This is a genomic window from Kineococcus anabasis (assembly GCF_054590795.1).
On record NZ_BAAIHU010000008.1, the window covers coordinates 32,726 to 47,430 of the forward strand.

General features: G+C 76.5%; 10 protein-coding genes. 3 read left to right on the forward strand and 7 right to left on the reverse strand.

Annotated features, from left to right (window positions below; all coding sequences use genetic code 11):
• The first annotated feature begins 18 nt into the window (after nt 1-18).
• Entirely contained in the window at nt 19-1,497 is a 1,479-nt protein-coding gene (locus ACYQBY_RS13735; protein ID WP_459644435.1) for a lipid II flippase MurJ, read from the forward strand.
• Nucleotides 1,498-1,537: 40 nt separating this feature from the next.
• Here the strand turns inward: ACYQBY_RS13735 and ACYQBY_RS13740 are convergent, their stop codons facing one another.
• Both ACYQBY_RS13740 and ACYQBY_RS13745 read right to left on the reverse strand, forming a co-directional pair.
• A complete protein-coding gene (locus ACYQBY_RS13740; protein WP_459644436.1) occupies nt 1,538-2,740 on the reverse strand; it encodes a glycosyltransferase in 1,203 nt (400 codons plus the stop codon).
• Nucleotides 2,737-4,185, reverse strand: coding sequence for a sugar transferase (locus tag ACYQBY_RS13745; RefSeq protein ID WP_459644437.1), 1,449 nt, complete (start codon nt 4,183-4,185; stop codon nt 2,737-2,739). The genes ACYQBY_RS13740 and ACYQBY_RS13745 overlap by 4 nt, the downstream gene beginning before the upstream one ends.
• 228 nt (nt 4,186-4,413) lie before the next feature.
• Between ACYQBY_RS13745 and ACYQBY_RS13750 the strand changes: the two genes are divergently transcribed.
• Complete coding sequence (locus ACYQBY_RS13750) at nt 4,414-5,865, forward strand: tyrosine-protein kinase domain-containing protein (protein WP_459644438.1); 1,452 nt, start codon at nt 4,414-4,416, stop codon at nt 5,863-5,865.
• A gap of 6 nt (nt 5,866-5,871) precedes the next feature.
• On the opposite strand, the gene ACYQBY_RS13755 is transcribed toward ACYQBY_RS13750, so the two are convergent.
• From ACYQBY_RS13755 to ACYQBY_RS13765, 3 genes are all read right to left on the reverse strand, one after another.
• Nucleotides 5,872-6,489 (reverse strand): arsenate reductase/protein-tyrosine-phosphatase family protein, encoded by a 618-nt coding sequence (locus tag ACYQBY_RS13755; RefSeq protein WP_459644439.1) that lies wholly within the window; start codon nt 6,487-6,489, stop codon nt 5,872-5,874.
• Nucleotides 6,490-6,555: 66 nt separating this feature from the next.
• A complete protein-coding gene (locus tag ACYQBY_RS13760) occupies nt 6,556-7,551 on the reverse strand; it encodes an AAA family ATPase (protein WP_459644440.1) in 996 nt (331 codons plus the stop codon).
• Nucleotides 7,552-7,595: 44 nt separating this feature from the next.
• Nucleotides 7,596-9,650 (reverse strand): diguanylate cyclase, encoded by a 2,055-nt coding sequence (locus tag ACYQBY_RS13765; protein WP_459644441.1) that lies wholly within the window; start codon nt 9,648-9,650, stop codon nt 7,596-7,598.
• Nucleotides 9,651-10,091: 441 nt separating this feature from the next.
• Here ACYQBY_RS13765 and ACYQBY_RS13770 point away from each other — a divergent pair, with 441 nt between their 5' ends.
• Nucleotides 10,092-12,689 carry a sensor domain-containing phosphodiesterase gene (locus tag ACYQBY_RS13770; protein WP_459644442.1) on the forward strand — a complete coding sequence of 866 codons (2,598 nt, stop codon included), beginning with the start codon at nt 10,092-10,094 and terminating at the stop codon, nt 12,687-12,689.
• Between the two features lie 51 nt (nt 12,690-12,740).
• Here the strand turns inward: ACYQBY_RS13770 and ACYQBY_RS13775 are convergent, their stop codons facing one another.
• Together ACYQBY_RS13775 and ACYQBY_RS13780 are read right to left on the reverse strand one after the other, a co-directional pair.
• Complete coding sequence (locus ACYQBY_RS13775) at nt 12,741-13,520, reverse strand: sulfite exporter TauE/SafE family protein (RefSeq protein WP_459644443.1); 780 nt, start codon at nt 13,518-13,520, stop codon at nt 12,741-12,743.
• A gap of 28 nt (nt 13,521-13,548) precedes the next feature.
• A complete protein-coding gene (locus tag ACYQBY_RS13780; protein ID WP_459644444.1) occupies nt 13,549-14,463 on the reverse strand; it encodes a sugar phosphate isomerase/epimerase family protein in 915 nt (304 codons plus the stop codon).
• Nucleotides 14,464-14,705: the final 242 nt, after the last annotated feature.

Genomic DNA, 14,705 nt, shown 5'->3' on the forward strand with positions numbered 1-14,705 from the left:
CGAGGACGGGAGCCGCCGGTGCGCCAGGCCGTGCAGCGGCTCTTCTGGGGCGGGCTGGCCGGCAAGGTCCTCGGCCTCGTGCGGGAGGTCCTGCTCGCCACGGCGTACGGCACCACCGCTCCCGCCGCCGCCAGCCGCATCGCCCAGACCGGCACGCTGGTACCGGTCAACTTCCTCCTCGCCGACGCCCTGGCCGCCGGGTTCCTGCCCCTGCACGCGACGCTGCGCACCAGCCGCCCCGCGCAGGCCGCCACCCTGTTCCACGTCCTGCGGGTGCTGCTGTGGGCGCTGTCCCTCCTGCTCGCCGCCGTCCTGTGGGTCGCGGCGCCGGGGGTCGTGCCGCTCCTGGCGCCGGGTGTGGACGCCCGCACCGCGGCCCTGTCGGCGGACTTCCTGCGCGTCATGGCCCTCGGCATCCCCAGCTACCTGCAGTTCGCCCTGCTGAGCTACCTGGAGATGTCGCACGGGGAGTTCCGCCTGGCCGGCGTGCGGGCGGTGGGGCAGAACGTCGGCATGGTGGCGGGCGTGGCGCTGGCGTGGTCGCTGTCGCGGCCCGTGCTGCTGGCGTGGGGCTTCACCGCCGCCTACCTCCTCCTGCACGCCTGGGCGCGGGGCTCGCTGCGCCGGCGCGGCCTGTGCCCGGGCCGGGCCGCCTGGGTGGGCGAAGAGGTGCGCGCCCTCCTCGGCAGGCTGTGGGTGCGGCTGCGCCCGCTGCTGCTGCTGCCGGTGCTGCTGCAGGGTTCCGTCGTGGCCGAGCGCGTCGTGGCGTCCCTGCTGGGCACGGGGACGGTCGCGGCCGTGGACTACGCGCGCTTCGTCGCCGACACGGGTGTCGCCCTGCTCGCGGTGCCCCTGGGCTTCGCGGGCCTGGCGGTGCTGGCCGGCCTGGGCGAGGCGGAGGCCCGCGCGCGCCTGGAGTCGCTGCTGCCGGCCGTCCTCGTGGTCGTCGTGCCCGCCTCCACGGTGCTGTTCCTCAACAGCACCCGCGTCGTGCAGGTGCTGTACGGGCGGGGCGCGTTCGACGCGGCGGCGGTGGCCACGTCGGCGTCGGTCCTGGCCGGTCTCGCCGTGGGCTTCTGGGCGCAGACCGTCTCCTACGTCCTGGTGCGGGCGCTGAACGCCCGCGACCGCAACGGCCGCGCGACCCGGGCGCTGGCGGCGGGGTGCGTGGTGGTGGTGCTGGTGGACGTGGGCCTGTACCGGGTGCTGGGCCCGCTCACGCTGGGGCTGGCGGCGTCGCTGGGTGCGGTCGTGACGACGGCGCTGGCCGCGTGGGAGCTCGGTGTGGCCGCCACGACGGCCCGCTGGCTGGGGCGCTGCGCGCCCGGGGCGGTGCTGGCCCTGGCGGCGGGCTCGGCGGTGTCGGGTGCGGGCCAGGGGTGGGCGGGGCTGCTGCTGTGCACGGCGGTGATGGGCGCGGTGTGGGCGGCGTACCTGGCGTGCGTGCCGTCGCTGCGCTCCGCGGCGCGGGGCGTGCTGCGCCGGCGCACCCCCTGACCGTGCCCTCCGGCCGCACCGCCCGGTCGCGGCGGGTGGGTCAGGCCGCGACGAGGGAGGCGAGCAGGGAGCGCAGCTCCTCCCCGCGGGCGGACCAGTCGTGCCCGGACGCCAGGGACCGGCAGCGCTCGGAGCGGCGCCGGTCCCACGCCGCGGCCAGCGTGCGCACCCGCGCCACGAACGCCTCGGCGCCGTCCTCCACCCACACCGCCTCCCGCACCGGCTCCACACCCGGCAGGGGCGTGGACACCACGGGCAGCCCCGCGGCGAGGTACTCGAACGTCTTCAGCGGCGTGATGCCCTGCGTGAGGGGGGTGCTGCGATAGGGCACGATCCCGACCGCGGCGGAGGCGTACTCCTCCGCGAGCTCCTCCAGCGGCACCGGCGCGACGACCTCGGCGCCGGCGTCGAGCAGCTCCCGCCAGCGCGGGTGCGCCGTGGCGCCGGGCGAGACGGGGCCGATGAGCCGCAGCCGCGCCGTGCCGCGCAGCCCGCGGGCCAGGGCCGCCAGCAGCTCCAGGTCCAGCTTGTGCTCGGTGACGGCACCGGCGAACACCACCACGGGCAGGCGCGGGCCGGTGCGGCGCTCCGCGGCGCGTGCGAACACCGCGACGTCGGCGACGTTGCGCAGGCACAGCGTGGAGCGGAAGCCCTGGGAGCGCAGGTGCTCCTGGATGGGCGCGCTGGTGCCGATGGCCACGTCCGCGCGCCGCGCCAGCTCCCGCTCGGCGGCCAGCAGGGACGCGCGGTCCACGCCGGGGTTCTCGTGGAGCAGGTCGACGAGGTGGTAGACGGTCGCGTCGGCCAGCTCCGCCAGCCCGTACGCGTAGGGCGTGTAGGTCCACAGCAGCCGCGGGCCGGGGTGCTCGACCCAGCGCCTGACCTGCGCGTGCAGGAGGCGGGAGTTCAGCGGCCGCACGGGGCGCCCGTGGGAGGGCACGAGGCGGGGGGTGACGACCTGCACGCCGTCCGGGACGGGGCGGCGGGCACCGGTGGGCGCCGAGGGCCGCAGCCGCCGCAGCACCCGGCGGGCGTCGGACAGGCGCAGGCGGCGGGTGCCGGTGCCCTCGGTGAACACCACGCCGAACCGCTGGGCGAGGGCGCGGGTGACGTAGTGCTGGTTGGTGCCGATGACGGCGTCCCAGTCGGCGGTCCCGAGCACGAGGACGAGCGGCTCCGTGCGGGAGCGCGCGTCGGACCCCGTGCGGGAGCGCGCGTCGGACCCGGGCTGCTGCGCGCTCACCCGCCCGCCGCCCGCACGACCTGCACGACGGTGCGCAGCAGGATCTTCACGTCCAGCCAGAGCGACCAGTTCTCGATGTAGTGGTTGTCGTAGCGGGCGCGCTCGCTGATGGAGGTGTCGCCGCGCAGGCCGTGGACCTGCGCCCACCCGGTGAGGCCGCACGGGACGCGGTGGCGCCACAGGTACTCGTCGTGGTCGACGCTGAAGCGCTCGACGAAGTACGGCCGCTCGGGGCGCGGCCCCACCAGCGACATGTCCCCGCGCAGCACGTTCCACAGCTGCGGCAGCTCGTCGAGGGACAGCCGGCGCAGCCAGCGCCCCACGGGGCCGACGCGGGCGTCGGTGGCGATGCTCCAGCGGGTGGCGCTCTCGGCCTGCCCGGTGGGCTTGAGGCTGCGGAACTTCAGGAGCTGGAAGCGGCGCCCGGCGAGGCCGACGCGCTCCTGCCGGAAGAGGACGCCGGGGCCGCCCTCCAGACGCACGGCCACCGCGCAGGCCAGCAGCAGGGGGCTGAGCACGACCACGCCCACGGCGGAGGCCACCACGTCGAACACCCGCTTCGCCCACCACGACGAGGCCCGCGAGGCGGGCCGGCGCAGCCGCACCACGGGCACCCCCCGCAGCACCTCCACGAGCCGGTGGCTGGTGTGGATCTGCCAGAAGCGCGGCACCGTGTAGATCTCCACGTCGAGGCCGTGGCAGCCGCGCAGGACGTCGACGAGGACGGGCTCGGGGATGTTGGAGTAGCCGACGACGACGACGGCGACGCCGTGCTCGCGCACGAGGTCCGGCAGGTCGGCGATGCCGCCCAGCACGGGCAGGGGGCGGTGCTCCAGGGACAGGCGGGGCTCGTCGTCGACGAAGCCGACGGGCACGAGGCCGTGCTCGCGGCGGGCGAGGATCCCGGCGAGCTGGGCGCCGAGGCCGCCGCAGCCGACGACGAGGGTGCGGTGCGCGATGCGCCCGGAGCGGCGGGCGCGGTGCACGGCGGCGTAGCCGGCGGCGCGGCCGGCGAGGAGGAGGCCGGTCTGCGCGGCGAGGGCCCCCACGAGCCGCGCGTCGACGTCCACGACGTGCAGGGCGACGTCGGCGACGGTGCTCGCGCCGAGCGCGGCGACGGCCCCGCCGAGCAGCAGGGGCAGGTCGTCGAGGACGCACAGCCCGAGGCGGGAGCGGTAGAGCCCGGTGAGGCCGTACAGGACCGCCAGCGCGAGGGTGAAGACGAGCACGCCGGGCCGGGCGGGGCCGGCGGCGGCGAGGACCGCGGCGGCGCAGGCGAGGTCGCCGGCCAGCAGCGCGGGGGTGAGGCGGGAGCGGGTGCGGCGTGCGGGCGCCGCGGCGGCCGGGGGCGCCGCGGGGACCGGGAGGGCTGCGGGGACGCCGGGGTGCACGGGCCGGCCCGCCTGCGCGGGCGTGCCCGCTGCCGGCTGGTCGGTCAGGGTCACGGGAAGGGTGCTCCGGTTCGTCGGGGAGGGCGCCGTGCTGCTCCAGCGCTCCTCGGAGGGCATCGGCGCCCCCGGCGGGCCGGTTGACGCGCCTCACCCGATCGGCCCCGTCCGCACGGACCCCGCACCGCGGTTCAAGGAGGGGGGCCGCTGCGCCGATGGGGTGAGGTCGGCCCGGACGCCACGTCCACCCCGGGTCATCCCCCGAGTCCTCCAGGAGTGCCGCCCGTGGACCTCGTCGACTACCTGCGGATCCTGCGCAAGCGCTGGGTGCTCGTGCTCGTGACCGCGGTGCTGGGCACCGGAGCGGCGGCGGGCCTGTCGGTCACGGCGACACCGCTGTACCGGGCGGACGTGCTGCTGTTCATCTCCATGCACGACGGCGCGAACACCGCGGCGATGATGCAGGGCGGGATGTTCACGACGCAGCGGGTGCAGTCGTACACCGAGGTCCTCGACAGCCCGATGGTGCTGCGGCCGGTCGTGGAGGAGCTGGACCTCGACGTCACGCCCCGCGGGCTCGCGGAGCGCGTGGGGGCGGACGCGCCGCTGGGCACCGTCGTGCTCGAGGTGACGGTGGAGGACGACTCCGCCGCCCTGGCCGCGAGGATCGCCGACACCACCGCGAAGCACTTCGCCACCGCCGTGAAGAAGCTGGAGCAGCCCGCGCCGGGCGTGGCCAGCCCCGTGCGGGTCACCGTGCTGCGCCCCGCGGAGGTCCCCACGGTGCCGCTGGAGCCGCGCACCACCCGCAACCTGGCCCTCGGCCTGCTCGTGGGCCTGGTCGCCGGTGCCGGCCTGGCGGTGCTGCGGGAGGTGCTCGACACCACCGTCCGCACCCCGGAGACCCTCACGGCGCTGGGTGCGCACGCCCTCGGCACCACCCTGGTGGCCGGCGCGGTCGGCGAGCGGCCGCTGCTGATGGAGGAGCACGCCCGCACCCCGCAGTCGGAGGCGATGCGGCAGATCCGCACGAACCTGCAGTTCGTGGACGTGGACAACCCTCCGCAGGTGGTCGTGGTGACGTCGCCACTGCCGCGGGACGGCAAGAGCACGACCGCGGCGAACCTGGCGCTGACGATGGCGACGGCGGGGCTGCGCACGATCCTCGTGGAGGCCGACCTGCGGCTGCCGAAGGTCGCGGAGTACCTGGGGGTGGAGGGCAGCACGGGCCTGACGACGGTGCTGGCGGGGCAGGCCGACGTGGACGACGTGCTGCAGCCCTACGGCGACACGGGCCTGTCGGTGCTGGCCAGCGGGTCGATCCCGGCGAACCCGTCGGCCCTGCTGGGCTCGCGGCACATGGCGGACCTGGTGCAGCGGCTCCGCGAGCGCGCCGACCTGGTGATCATCGACAGCCCGCCCCTGCTGCCCGTGACCGACGCGGCGGTCATCGCCCGGCACGCCGACGGCGTGGTCCTCGTCGCGCGGCACGGGCGCACCACCCGCGACCAGGCTGCGAAGGCCCTGGAGCGCCTGGAGGCGGTGGACGCCAAGGTGCTCGGCGGCATCCTCACGATGGTCCCCCAGCGCGGGACGGACCAGGTCTACGGCTACCACTACGGCTACGGCTACCGCCCGGGGCAGGCCGGGTCGGAGACCGGGTCGCAGGCCGGGTCGCAGGCCGGGTCGCAGGCCGGGTCGCAGGCCGGGTCGGAGCCGGTGCTCACCAGGCGCTGAGCGGGCTCAGCGCCCGGGCGGCAGGGCGGCGAACACCGCGTCGAGGGCCGCGCCGACCTGCCGGGCGGTGCGCTCGTAGTGCTCTGCGGGTAGGCCGTGGACGTCGGCGAGGTCGTCGGCGGCGGGGTCGCGCGGGGCGGTGGGCCCGCGCAGGGCGGGTGCGGCGGCGAGCAGCGCGCGCCAGGCGGCGGCGGGGTCCCCGCGGTGGCCGGTTCCGGGAGGGAGGCCGGGGGCGGTGAGCGCGCGGGCGATGCGGGCCAGCTCCAGCAGCGTGAACACCGAGCGCTGCGCCGCGGGCACCAGGGCCAGCACGTCCGAGCGGTGCTGCCGCGTCATGGCCAGCACGAGGTCGGCGCCGCGCACGAGGTCCGCGTCGAGCCGGCGGGCGCGGGTGCGCTGCGCGGGGCGGCCGGTGACCTGCGCCAGGACGTCCAGCACGGGCTCGTCCACGACGTCGCCGGGCACGGCGTGCGTGCCGGCGCCGGCCACGGTGACCCGCCGGGCCCGGGCACCGAAGGTGGTGTCGAGGCGGTGCCGCAGGAGACCGGCCACCAGGGGTGAGCGGCACACGTTGGCGGTGCAGACGACGAGGACGCCGAGACCGGCGGGCTCTGCCGGTGGCACGTCAGCGGCCGCAGCGGACCGGCGCCGGAACCGGGACCGGGGCCGGGGCCGGGGCCGGGGCCGGGGTCACGGCGCCATCTTCAGCAGCTCGCGGCGCTCGCGCAGGGCGTTGAGCAGGGCGGCGGTCTCCACGTGCGGGCGGTCCTCCAGGACGGCCTGCTTGGCGGCGCGCTCGGCGGCGGCGGCGACCTCCTCGTGGCTGAGGCCGCTGGCGGTGGAGGCCACGCGGGGCCACTCCACGGCCGACAGGTCGAAGCCGCGCAGCCGGCGGGCGACGAGCTCCTGCACGACGCCGGTGGTGGGCAGGGGGTAGTCGATGTGGGCGTCGAAGCGGCGCAGCACGCCGCGGTCGAGGGTCTGCGGGCGGTGGGTGGTGACGACGACGAGGCTGGCGGAGCCGTCCTGGGCGAGGAGGTCGAGGAAGGCCTTGGCGAGGTGCCTGGCCTCGCGCGCGACCTCCGGGTCGGGGTGGTCGAGGACGACGTCGACGTCGTCGAAGAGGTAGACGCCGCGGGTCTGGGCCAGCAGGTCGAACACCAGGTCGAGCTTGGCGGCGGCGTCGGGGCCGAACCTGTCCAACAGCGCGTCGAGGCGGACGGTGAAGGCGGGCAGGCGCAGCTCGCCGGCGAGGACGGCGGCGGTGCTGGTCTTGCCGGTGCCGGAGGGCCCGGTGAGGAGGAGCTTGCGCGCGGGCTCGAACCCGCGGGCGCGCAGGGTCTCGCTGCGGCGCTGCTCCTCCAGGACGCGCCCGAGGCGCCGGACGGGTTCCCAGGCGAGGGTGAGGTCGGCCAGCCGGGTGGCGGGGTACTCCACGGTGAGGACCTGCGCGAGCTCCCCGCGGGGCTGGGCCACGGGCAGGAGGGGGACCACGGCGGAGCCGGGGCGCGAGCCGGGCCCGGCGGCGCGGATGGTCTCCACGAGGGTGCGCAGCTCCTGGGCGAAGCGGATGCGCCCGCGGTGGGCGGCGTTCTGCGCGATCTCCAGGGCGGTGGCGTAGAAGCGGGCGTCGTCCCCGGCCCCGTGGCTCTCCACCAGCGCCTTGATCTGTGCACCCGTCGCCATCCGGCCCTCCCGCGCTCGGCCGCCAGCCTACAAGGAGCACCGGATCAACTACTGCCCGTCACTCCCTGCGTCCCGGCCACCGCCGCGGTGCCGTCCCCCGGCACTCCCGCGCGCACCGTGATCCGGTCGCGGCCCGCACGCTTGGCCTCGTACAGCGCGTGGTCCGCCAGGGCGATGAGCGTCTCGGGGTCCCCGCCCCGGGCGGGCACCACGGCGGCCACGCCCACGCTGGCGGTCAGGATCCCCGAGGAGGAGCCGCCGTGGGGGACGGCCGCCGCGCGCAGCCGCCCGGTGAAGCGGCGCGCCACCGTCAGGGCCGCCTCGGAGTCGCTGGCCGGCAGCAGCGCGCAGAACTCCTCCCCGCCGAAGCGGCACGCCAGGTCCGAGGGGTACAGCAGCGCCTCCTGCAGGCACCTCGCCACGATGCGCAGCGCCGCGTCCCCGCGCAGGTGCCCGTAGCGGTCGTTGTAGGACTTGAAGTGGTCCACGTCCACCATGAGCAGCGCCAGCGGGCGGGCCCGCTCCGTCGCCTCCCCCCAGCACGCGGGCAGCTGCTGCTCCAGGGCCGTGCGGTTGGCGATGCCGGTCAGCCCGTCCCGCAGGACGAACCGCTCCAGCTCCAGGTTGGTGCGGCGCAGCTCCAGCTCCGCCTCCCGCCGCTGGGCGACCTCCAGCTCCAGCTCCCGCGTGCGCTCGGCCACCAGCGCCTCCAGGTGCTGGGAGTGCGCCGCGAGCTGGGCGGTGCTGCAGACGATGTCCAGCGCCCGGCTGAGGTTGATCGTGAGCGTCTCGACGAACACCGCGGGGCTGTGGGCGTGCTCGAACAGCAGGTACCCGAGCAGGCCGCCGGAGCCCAGCAGCGGCTCGTACGCCAGGAAACCGCCGGGCCCGTCCCCGACCCCCGGGGGCAGCAGGGCGGGGCCGGAGAAGCGGACGGGCGCCTCCCCGCCGCCCGGGCCGTCGTCCGAGCGGTCCCGGTGGCCGAGCAGGACGCGCCGGGAGCCGTGGGCACCCACCGCGCCGTCCACCGCGCCGTCCACCACGCCGTCCACCGCGTCGACCACCACGAAGTACCAGCGCCGGAACCCCAGGACGGGCAGGTACTCCTCCAGCACCCGGCAGATGTCCTGCCGGGTGCGGCAGTCGGTCAGGGCCCGGCTCAGCGCGAGCAGCTGGCTCTGGGTGCTGAGGTGCCGCTGCGCCGCGCGGGCCACCTGCTCGGCGGACACCGGGGGGCTCAGCCGCGCCCCCCGGCCACGCGCGGTCGACCTGCGCACCACGAGGTGGCACGGCGTGGTGACGTGGCGGCCGGGGCGCCCGCCCGCCAGGAGCCGCAGCACCTCCCGCGCGGCCACCGCGCCCTGCCCGCCGAGGTCCTGGTCGACGGTGGTGAGCGCCGGCCAGCCGATCATCCCCACCGGGTAGTTGTCGAAGCCGGTGACCACCACGTCCTCCGGGACCCGGACACCGGCGTCGGTGAGGGCCTCGACGACTGCGGTGGCGCTCCAGTCGTCCATCGTCACGACGGCGTCGAGGTCGCGGCGCACGGCGAGCAGCCGGGTCATCTCCCGGCGCGCCACGTCCCGCTCCGAGCGCCCCTCCAGGACCAGGGACTCCTCGAGCCGCAGCCCCCGCACGGCCAGCTCCGCGCGCAGGACCTCCTCCCGCTCGCGGTGGTCGACGAGGTGGGGCAGGCCGCGCACGAGCACGGGGCGGCGCACGCCGCAGTCGTCCAGGAGGTGCCGCACCAGCTCCCGCATGCCCTGCACGTTGTCCGCGCGCACGCACGACTGCCCGCGGGTGTCCTGCCCGATCCGCACCACCGGCAGGCCGCGCTCGGCGATGACCCTGCTGAGGACGTCCTCGATCTCCTCCGTGGGGGAGTTGGTGGAGATGACGGCACCGGTGCTCGGCCGGCTGAGCAGGCCGACGAGCACGGGGTCCACGGCGGTCCGGTTGCAGTGGTTGACGTGCGCGACGACGGAGACGTCCTCCCCCGCCAGGGCCGTGACGACCCCGTGCAGGAGGGCGTCCTGGTAGGCGTCGAGGCCGGTCATGGACACGACGACGACCGGCGCACCCCGGCCGGACGTGACCACGGCACCTCCCCAGAGCTCGCGACCGGTCCCGCCGGGGCGTCCCGTGCCGGCCGGTGGGTCAGGGGCGCAGTTGAGCACGTCGTCGTCCGGTCCTCAACCTTCCCGGCGGTTCCGCGCCCGGTGGGGGAGGTGCGCCCGCGCGGCCTCCCCCCACCGGGCCTGCGCGGGGCCCCGGCCGCGGGAGGTCGCGGGGAGCGCGCCGAGGACCTCGGACAGGGGCCGCGGGTGCGGTCACGGTTCCTCGTGGGGGTCGCGGTGGCGGGCGTGCACATCCTGCCCGGAGCCCGCGCAGGGGCGGGCGCACGGTGCCGCCGATCCAGGGCGATCCGGTGAACCGCTGTTCTGACGCGACGCTGCGGTGCATGCTGTGAACGCACGGTGACCAGCACTGGAGCCGACGGTGCAGGACGGGTCCCGTGCACCGACCTCGCGGGAGCCTGCATGAGCGCGGAACCGCAGGAGCGGACGTGGCAGCCCGGCACGGACCGGGAGCAGGAGCGTCTAGAGGCCCTGCACCGGTACCACGTGCTGGACACCGCGCCCGACCCGGTCTTCGACGACCTCGCGGCGCTGGCCGCGGAGATCACCGGCTCCCCCACCGCGCTCATCAGCTTCGTCGACGCCGACCGGCAGTGGTTCAAGGCCGCCGTCTCCTTCCCCTTCAAGGAGTCCCCGCGCAGCATCTCCTTCTGCGCGCACACGATCCGCCAGAGCGACGTCGCGGTGGTGGAGGACGCCACCGCCGACCCGCGCTTCGCCCACAACCCCCTCGTCACCGGCGACCCGGGCATCCGCTTCTACGCCGGGGCCCCCCTGGTCACCCCCGACGGGTACGCCCTGGGGACGGTCTGCGGCATCGGCTACGAGCCCCGCACGCTGGGGCCCTCACAGCGCGAGGCGCTGCGCCGGCTGGCCGGGCAGGTGGTGCGGGAGCTGGAGCTGCGCAGGCAGGCCGCGGAGCTGACGGCCACGGTGACGGGCCACCGCCGCCCCGACCCCCCGGAGATGCTGCAGGACGTGCTGGACGGCTCGCCGGCGCTGGTGTCCGTGAAGGACACCGCGGGGCGCTACCTGCTCGTCAACCGGGCCCTGCAGCAGCGTCTCGGCCTGCCCCGGGAGCGCATCCTGCGCAGCACCGACGAGGACCTGTTCGGCGGGTGGGCGGCCGCCGTGCGCCGGCGCGAGGACCTCCTCACCCTCAGCGGCCCGGACGCGCGGGAGAGCGTGGAGCAGGTACCCCCGGGGACGGAGGACCGCCTGTGGTCCACGTCCCGGTTCCTGCTGCGCGACTGGCGCGGGGAGTCCTACGCCGTGTGCTCGATCTCCTCCGACGTCACCGACCGCGTGCGCGCCGAGGAGGCGGCCCGGCGCAGCGGCGCCAGGGCGGACAAGGTGATGGCGGAGTCCCTCGACGGGGTCGTCACCTTCAGCGCGGACGGCACCGTCGTGCAGCTCAACCCCGCGGCGGAGCGCATGTTCGGCGTGCGGGCCGGGGAGGTCGTCGGGCGGGACGTCACGGCCGAGCTGGTCGCGCCCCTCTTCCGCGAGGACGTGCGCCGCGCCCTCGACGCGTACGCGGACGGCGACGCCCGCGAGCTGGTGGGACGGCGTCTGGAGATCCTGGGCCGGCGCCGCGACGGGGAGCTGTTCCCCGCCGAGATGGCCGTGGGCGACGCCGGTGAGGACCCCGGGCGTTTCATCGCCTTCGTCCGCGACGTCAGCGACCGCCACCACGCCGAGCAGCAGCTGCGCCACCTCGCCGAGCGCGACCCCCTCACCGGCCTGGCGAACCGCGCCACGTTCTTCCGCTCGCTCTCGGCGCTCAGCGGGGACGGCGTGCCCGGCGGCGAGCTCGGCAGCCTGATGCTCGTGGACCTCGACGCCTTCAAGCACATCAACGACACGTTCGGCCACCGCGCCGGGGACGACTGCCTGCGCCACGTCGCCGCGGTCCTGCACGAGCGGGTGCGCGAGCGGGACGTGCTGGCCCGGCTCGGCGGCGACGAGTTCGCCGTGCTGCTGCCCGCGGTGCCCCCGTCGTCGGCGCGGCAGGTGGCGGCCTCCCTGCTGGGCCTGCTGCGGGAGCGGCCGCTCGTCGTGGACGGGCGGCCGGTGCGGCTGACCGCGAGCATCGGGGTGGCGCCCGTGGTGGCGGGTTCCCCGCCCGAGGACCTGCTCCAGGCGGCCGACGCGGCGATGTACGAGGCGAAGCAGGAGGGCCGCGACCGGGTGGCCGTCTACGGGGACGTGGCGCTGGCCGCCCGCAGCTCCGCGCTGCGCAGCAGCTCCACCCAGCACCTGCGCGACGCCCTGGCGGAGGAGCGGTTCACGCTGCACGCGCAGCCGATCGTGGACCTGCGCTCCGGCGCGGTGGCGTCCTTCGAGCTGCTGGTGCGGATGCTCGGGGAGCACGGGGAGCTGGTGCCGCCGGGCGCGTTCCTGCCGGCCGCCGAGCGCTTCGACCTGGTGCAGCGCATCGACTGCTGGGTGGTGGAGCAGGCGGTGGGGCTGCTGGCGGGCCTGGGCGGGCTGGACGGGGGCGCGCCGCCGACGCTGCACGTGAACCTGTCGGGGCGCTCGCTCAGCGACCCCTCGGTCCTGGCGTGCATCGAGCGGCACCTGTCCGGTGCGGACGCGAGCCGCCTGGTGTTCGAGGTGACGGAGACGGCCGCGGTGACGCACCTGGACACCGCGATCTCCTTCACCCGGCGCCTGGCGGAGCTGGGCTGCGGGCTGTCGCTGGACGACTTCGGCGCGGGGTACGCGTCGTTCTACTACCTCAAGCACCTGCCGGTGCAGTCGGTGAAGATCGACGGTGACTTCGTGCGGGGGATCCTGACCGACAACCTCGACCGGGCGGTCGTGCGCGCCACCGTCACCCTCGCCGAGGACATGGGGTACCGGACCATCGCGGAGTACGTGGAGACGCCGGAGCACCTCGAGGAGCTGCGCGGCTACGGCATCGACCTCGTGCAGGGTTTCCACACCGGCGCCCCGGTGGCGGCGGGCGTCGCGCTGGCCGCCCACCGGGCCGCCTGACCCGCCCCGGCGCGCGCGCCGCGACCCGGGCCGCGACCCGAGCCGGGGACCTCAGCCGTGCAGGACCTGCCAGCCGAGCCGGACGACGAGGACGGCGACGACGACGAGGAACACCGTCCGCACGAAACGGCTGCCGGCGGCGACGGCGGTGCGCGCCCCCAGGTACCCGCCGAGCAGGTTCGCGGTGCCCATGACTAGGCCCAGCGCCCACAGCACGGAGCCGTGCCAGGCGAACACGGCGAGCGCCCCGAGGTTCGTGGCCAGGTTCACGATCTTCGCGGTGGCGCTGGCCTCCAGGAACGCGTAGCCGAGGAGGCCGACGAGGGTGAAGACGAGGAACGCCCCGGTGCCGGGCCCGGCGATGCCGTCGTAGAAACCGATGACCGCGCCGGTGAGGCCGGCGACCACGGTGTGCCGGTGGCCGCTGAAGCGCAGGGCGGTGGCACCGCCGAGGTCGGGCTTGAGCAGCGTGTAGGCGGCGACCAGCACGAGGGCGACGAGGATGACGGGGGTCAGCACGCCCTCCGGCACGGCCGCCGCCGACAGCGCCCCCGCGGCGGCGCCGAGGGCCGCGACGAGCGCGGTGGGCAGCGCGGTCCGCAGGTTCGGCCGCACCCGGCGGTAGTACGTGACGGAGCTGGTGGCGGTGCCCATGGCGCCGGCGATCTTGTTGGTGCCGAGCGCCTGCACCGGGTCCATGCCAGGCACCAGCAGCAGCGCGGGCAGCTGCACGAGCCCACCGCCGCCGACGACCGCGTCCACCCAGCCCGCCAGGAACGCGGCGAGGACGAGCAGCACGACCGTCAGCAGGCCGAGCGAGGCGAGGGTCACGGCGCCAGCGTAGGCGGCGCCCGGGTCGTCACGGCCCGCGCGGGGCGTCCTCCAGGAACGCCGCGGCGGAGCCCACCACGTCGCGCAGGACCTGCGCGAGCGGCATCGCCCGCACCTCCTCCGAGGCGACCTCCACCCCCCAGGGGCCGTCGTAGCCCAGGGAGAGCGCGGCCTCGGCGTACCCGCGCACGTCCAGCTCGCCCCGGCCGGGCATCCGCCGGTGCAGGAACGTGTCCAGCAGCGGGTGCGCCTCCTGCGGGGCGGCGGCGCCGTCGGCGAGCTCCACGTGGGCGACGCACCCGGGGGGCAGGGCGCGCACGGCGGCGGGAGGGACGCCGAGCCGCGCCAGGTGCCAGGTGTCGAGCACGACGCCGGCGCCGGCGGCACCGCAGGCCCGCACCAGGTCGACGGCGGCGGCCGGGGAGCGCACCACGGGGTCGAACACCGTGACCTCGTAGGCGACGACGGTGCCGGAGCGCTCCGCCGCGCGCCCGCACAGCGCCGCGAGCTCCTCCGCCAGTCTCTCCGGCGGGCAGGCGGTCCCGGAGAGGTTTCCCACCTTCACGTGCCGCGGGCGCAGTCCGGCGGCGGCGTCGAGCAGGAGGTCGCGGCGGGCGTCGGCGGCGGCCCGCTCCGGGGTCCCGGGCTCGCAGAACCAGTCGGTGAGGAACTCCAGCTCCACCTCGTGCACCCCGTGGTCGTCGGCGATGCGGCGCATCTCCTCCGCGCCGCGCAGGCCGAGCTGGTGCTCCAGGTCGGCGTGCCAGAGGCCGAGCCCGCCCACCCCGGCCGCCTCGGCGGCGGCGCACCGTTCGGGCCAGCCGACGAGGCTCCACTCCCGCACGCCGAGCTCCACCGGGCCGGAGACGGTTGCGGCGGAGGCGAGCAGCCTCGGGTGTGCGTCGGGCGTCGGGTGTGGGTTCGGCACCGGGTGTGCGGGCACGGGGTCTCCTCGGGTTCTCGCGGGCGGCCGTCGCGCCCGCCGTGGACACCGGGGGAACTCCCGCGTCGCGGGCCCGGTTCGCCGCCGCGCGACTGCTGCACGGCCCCTGCACGGGCGCTGCACCGTTGCCACACAGGAGTTCCCGGCGCATGCCGGTCCGGCATCGGGGAGCGCGTTCCGGTCATGGACACCTCCTCGCGGTCGGGGCGACGCAGGGAACCTCCGCCACCGGGAGGGTGGGT

What these genes read in the sequence shown, in the direction of transcription:
- ACYQBY_RS13760 (WP_459644440.1), bottom strand. Translation starts at nt 7,551, where the DNA reads ATGGCGACGGGTGCACAGATCAAGGCGCTGGTGGAGAGCCACGGGGCC.
- ACYQBY_RS13770 (WP_459644442.1), top strand. Translation starts at nt 10,092, where the DNA reads ATGAGCGCGGAACCGCAGGAGCGGACGTGGCAGCCCGGCACGGACCGG.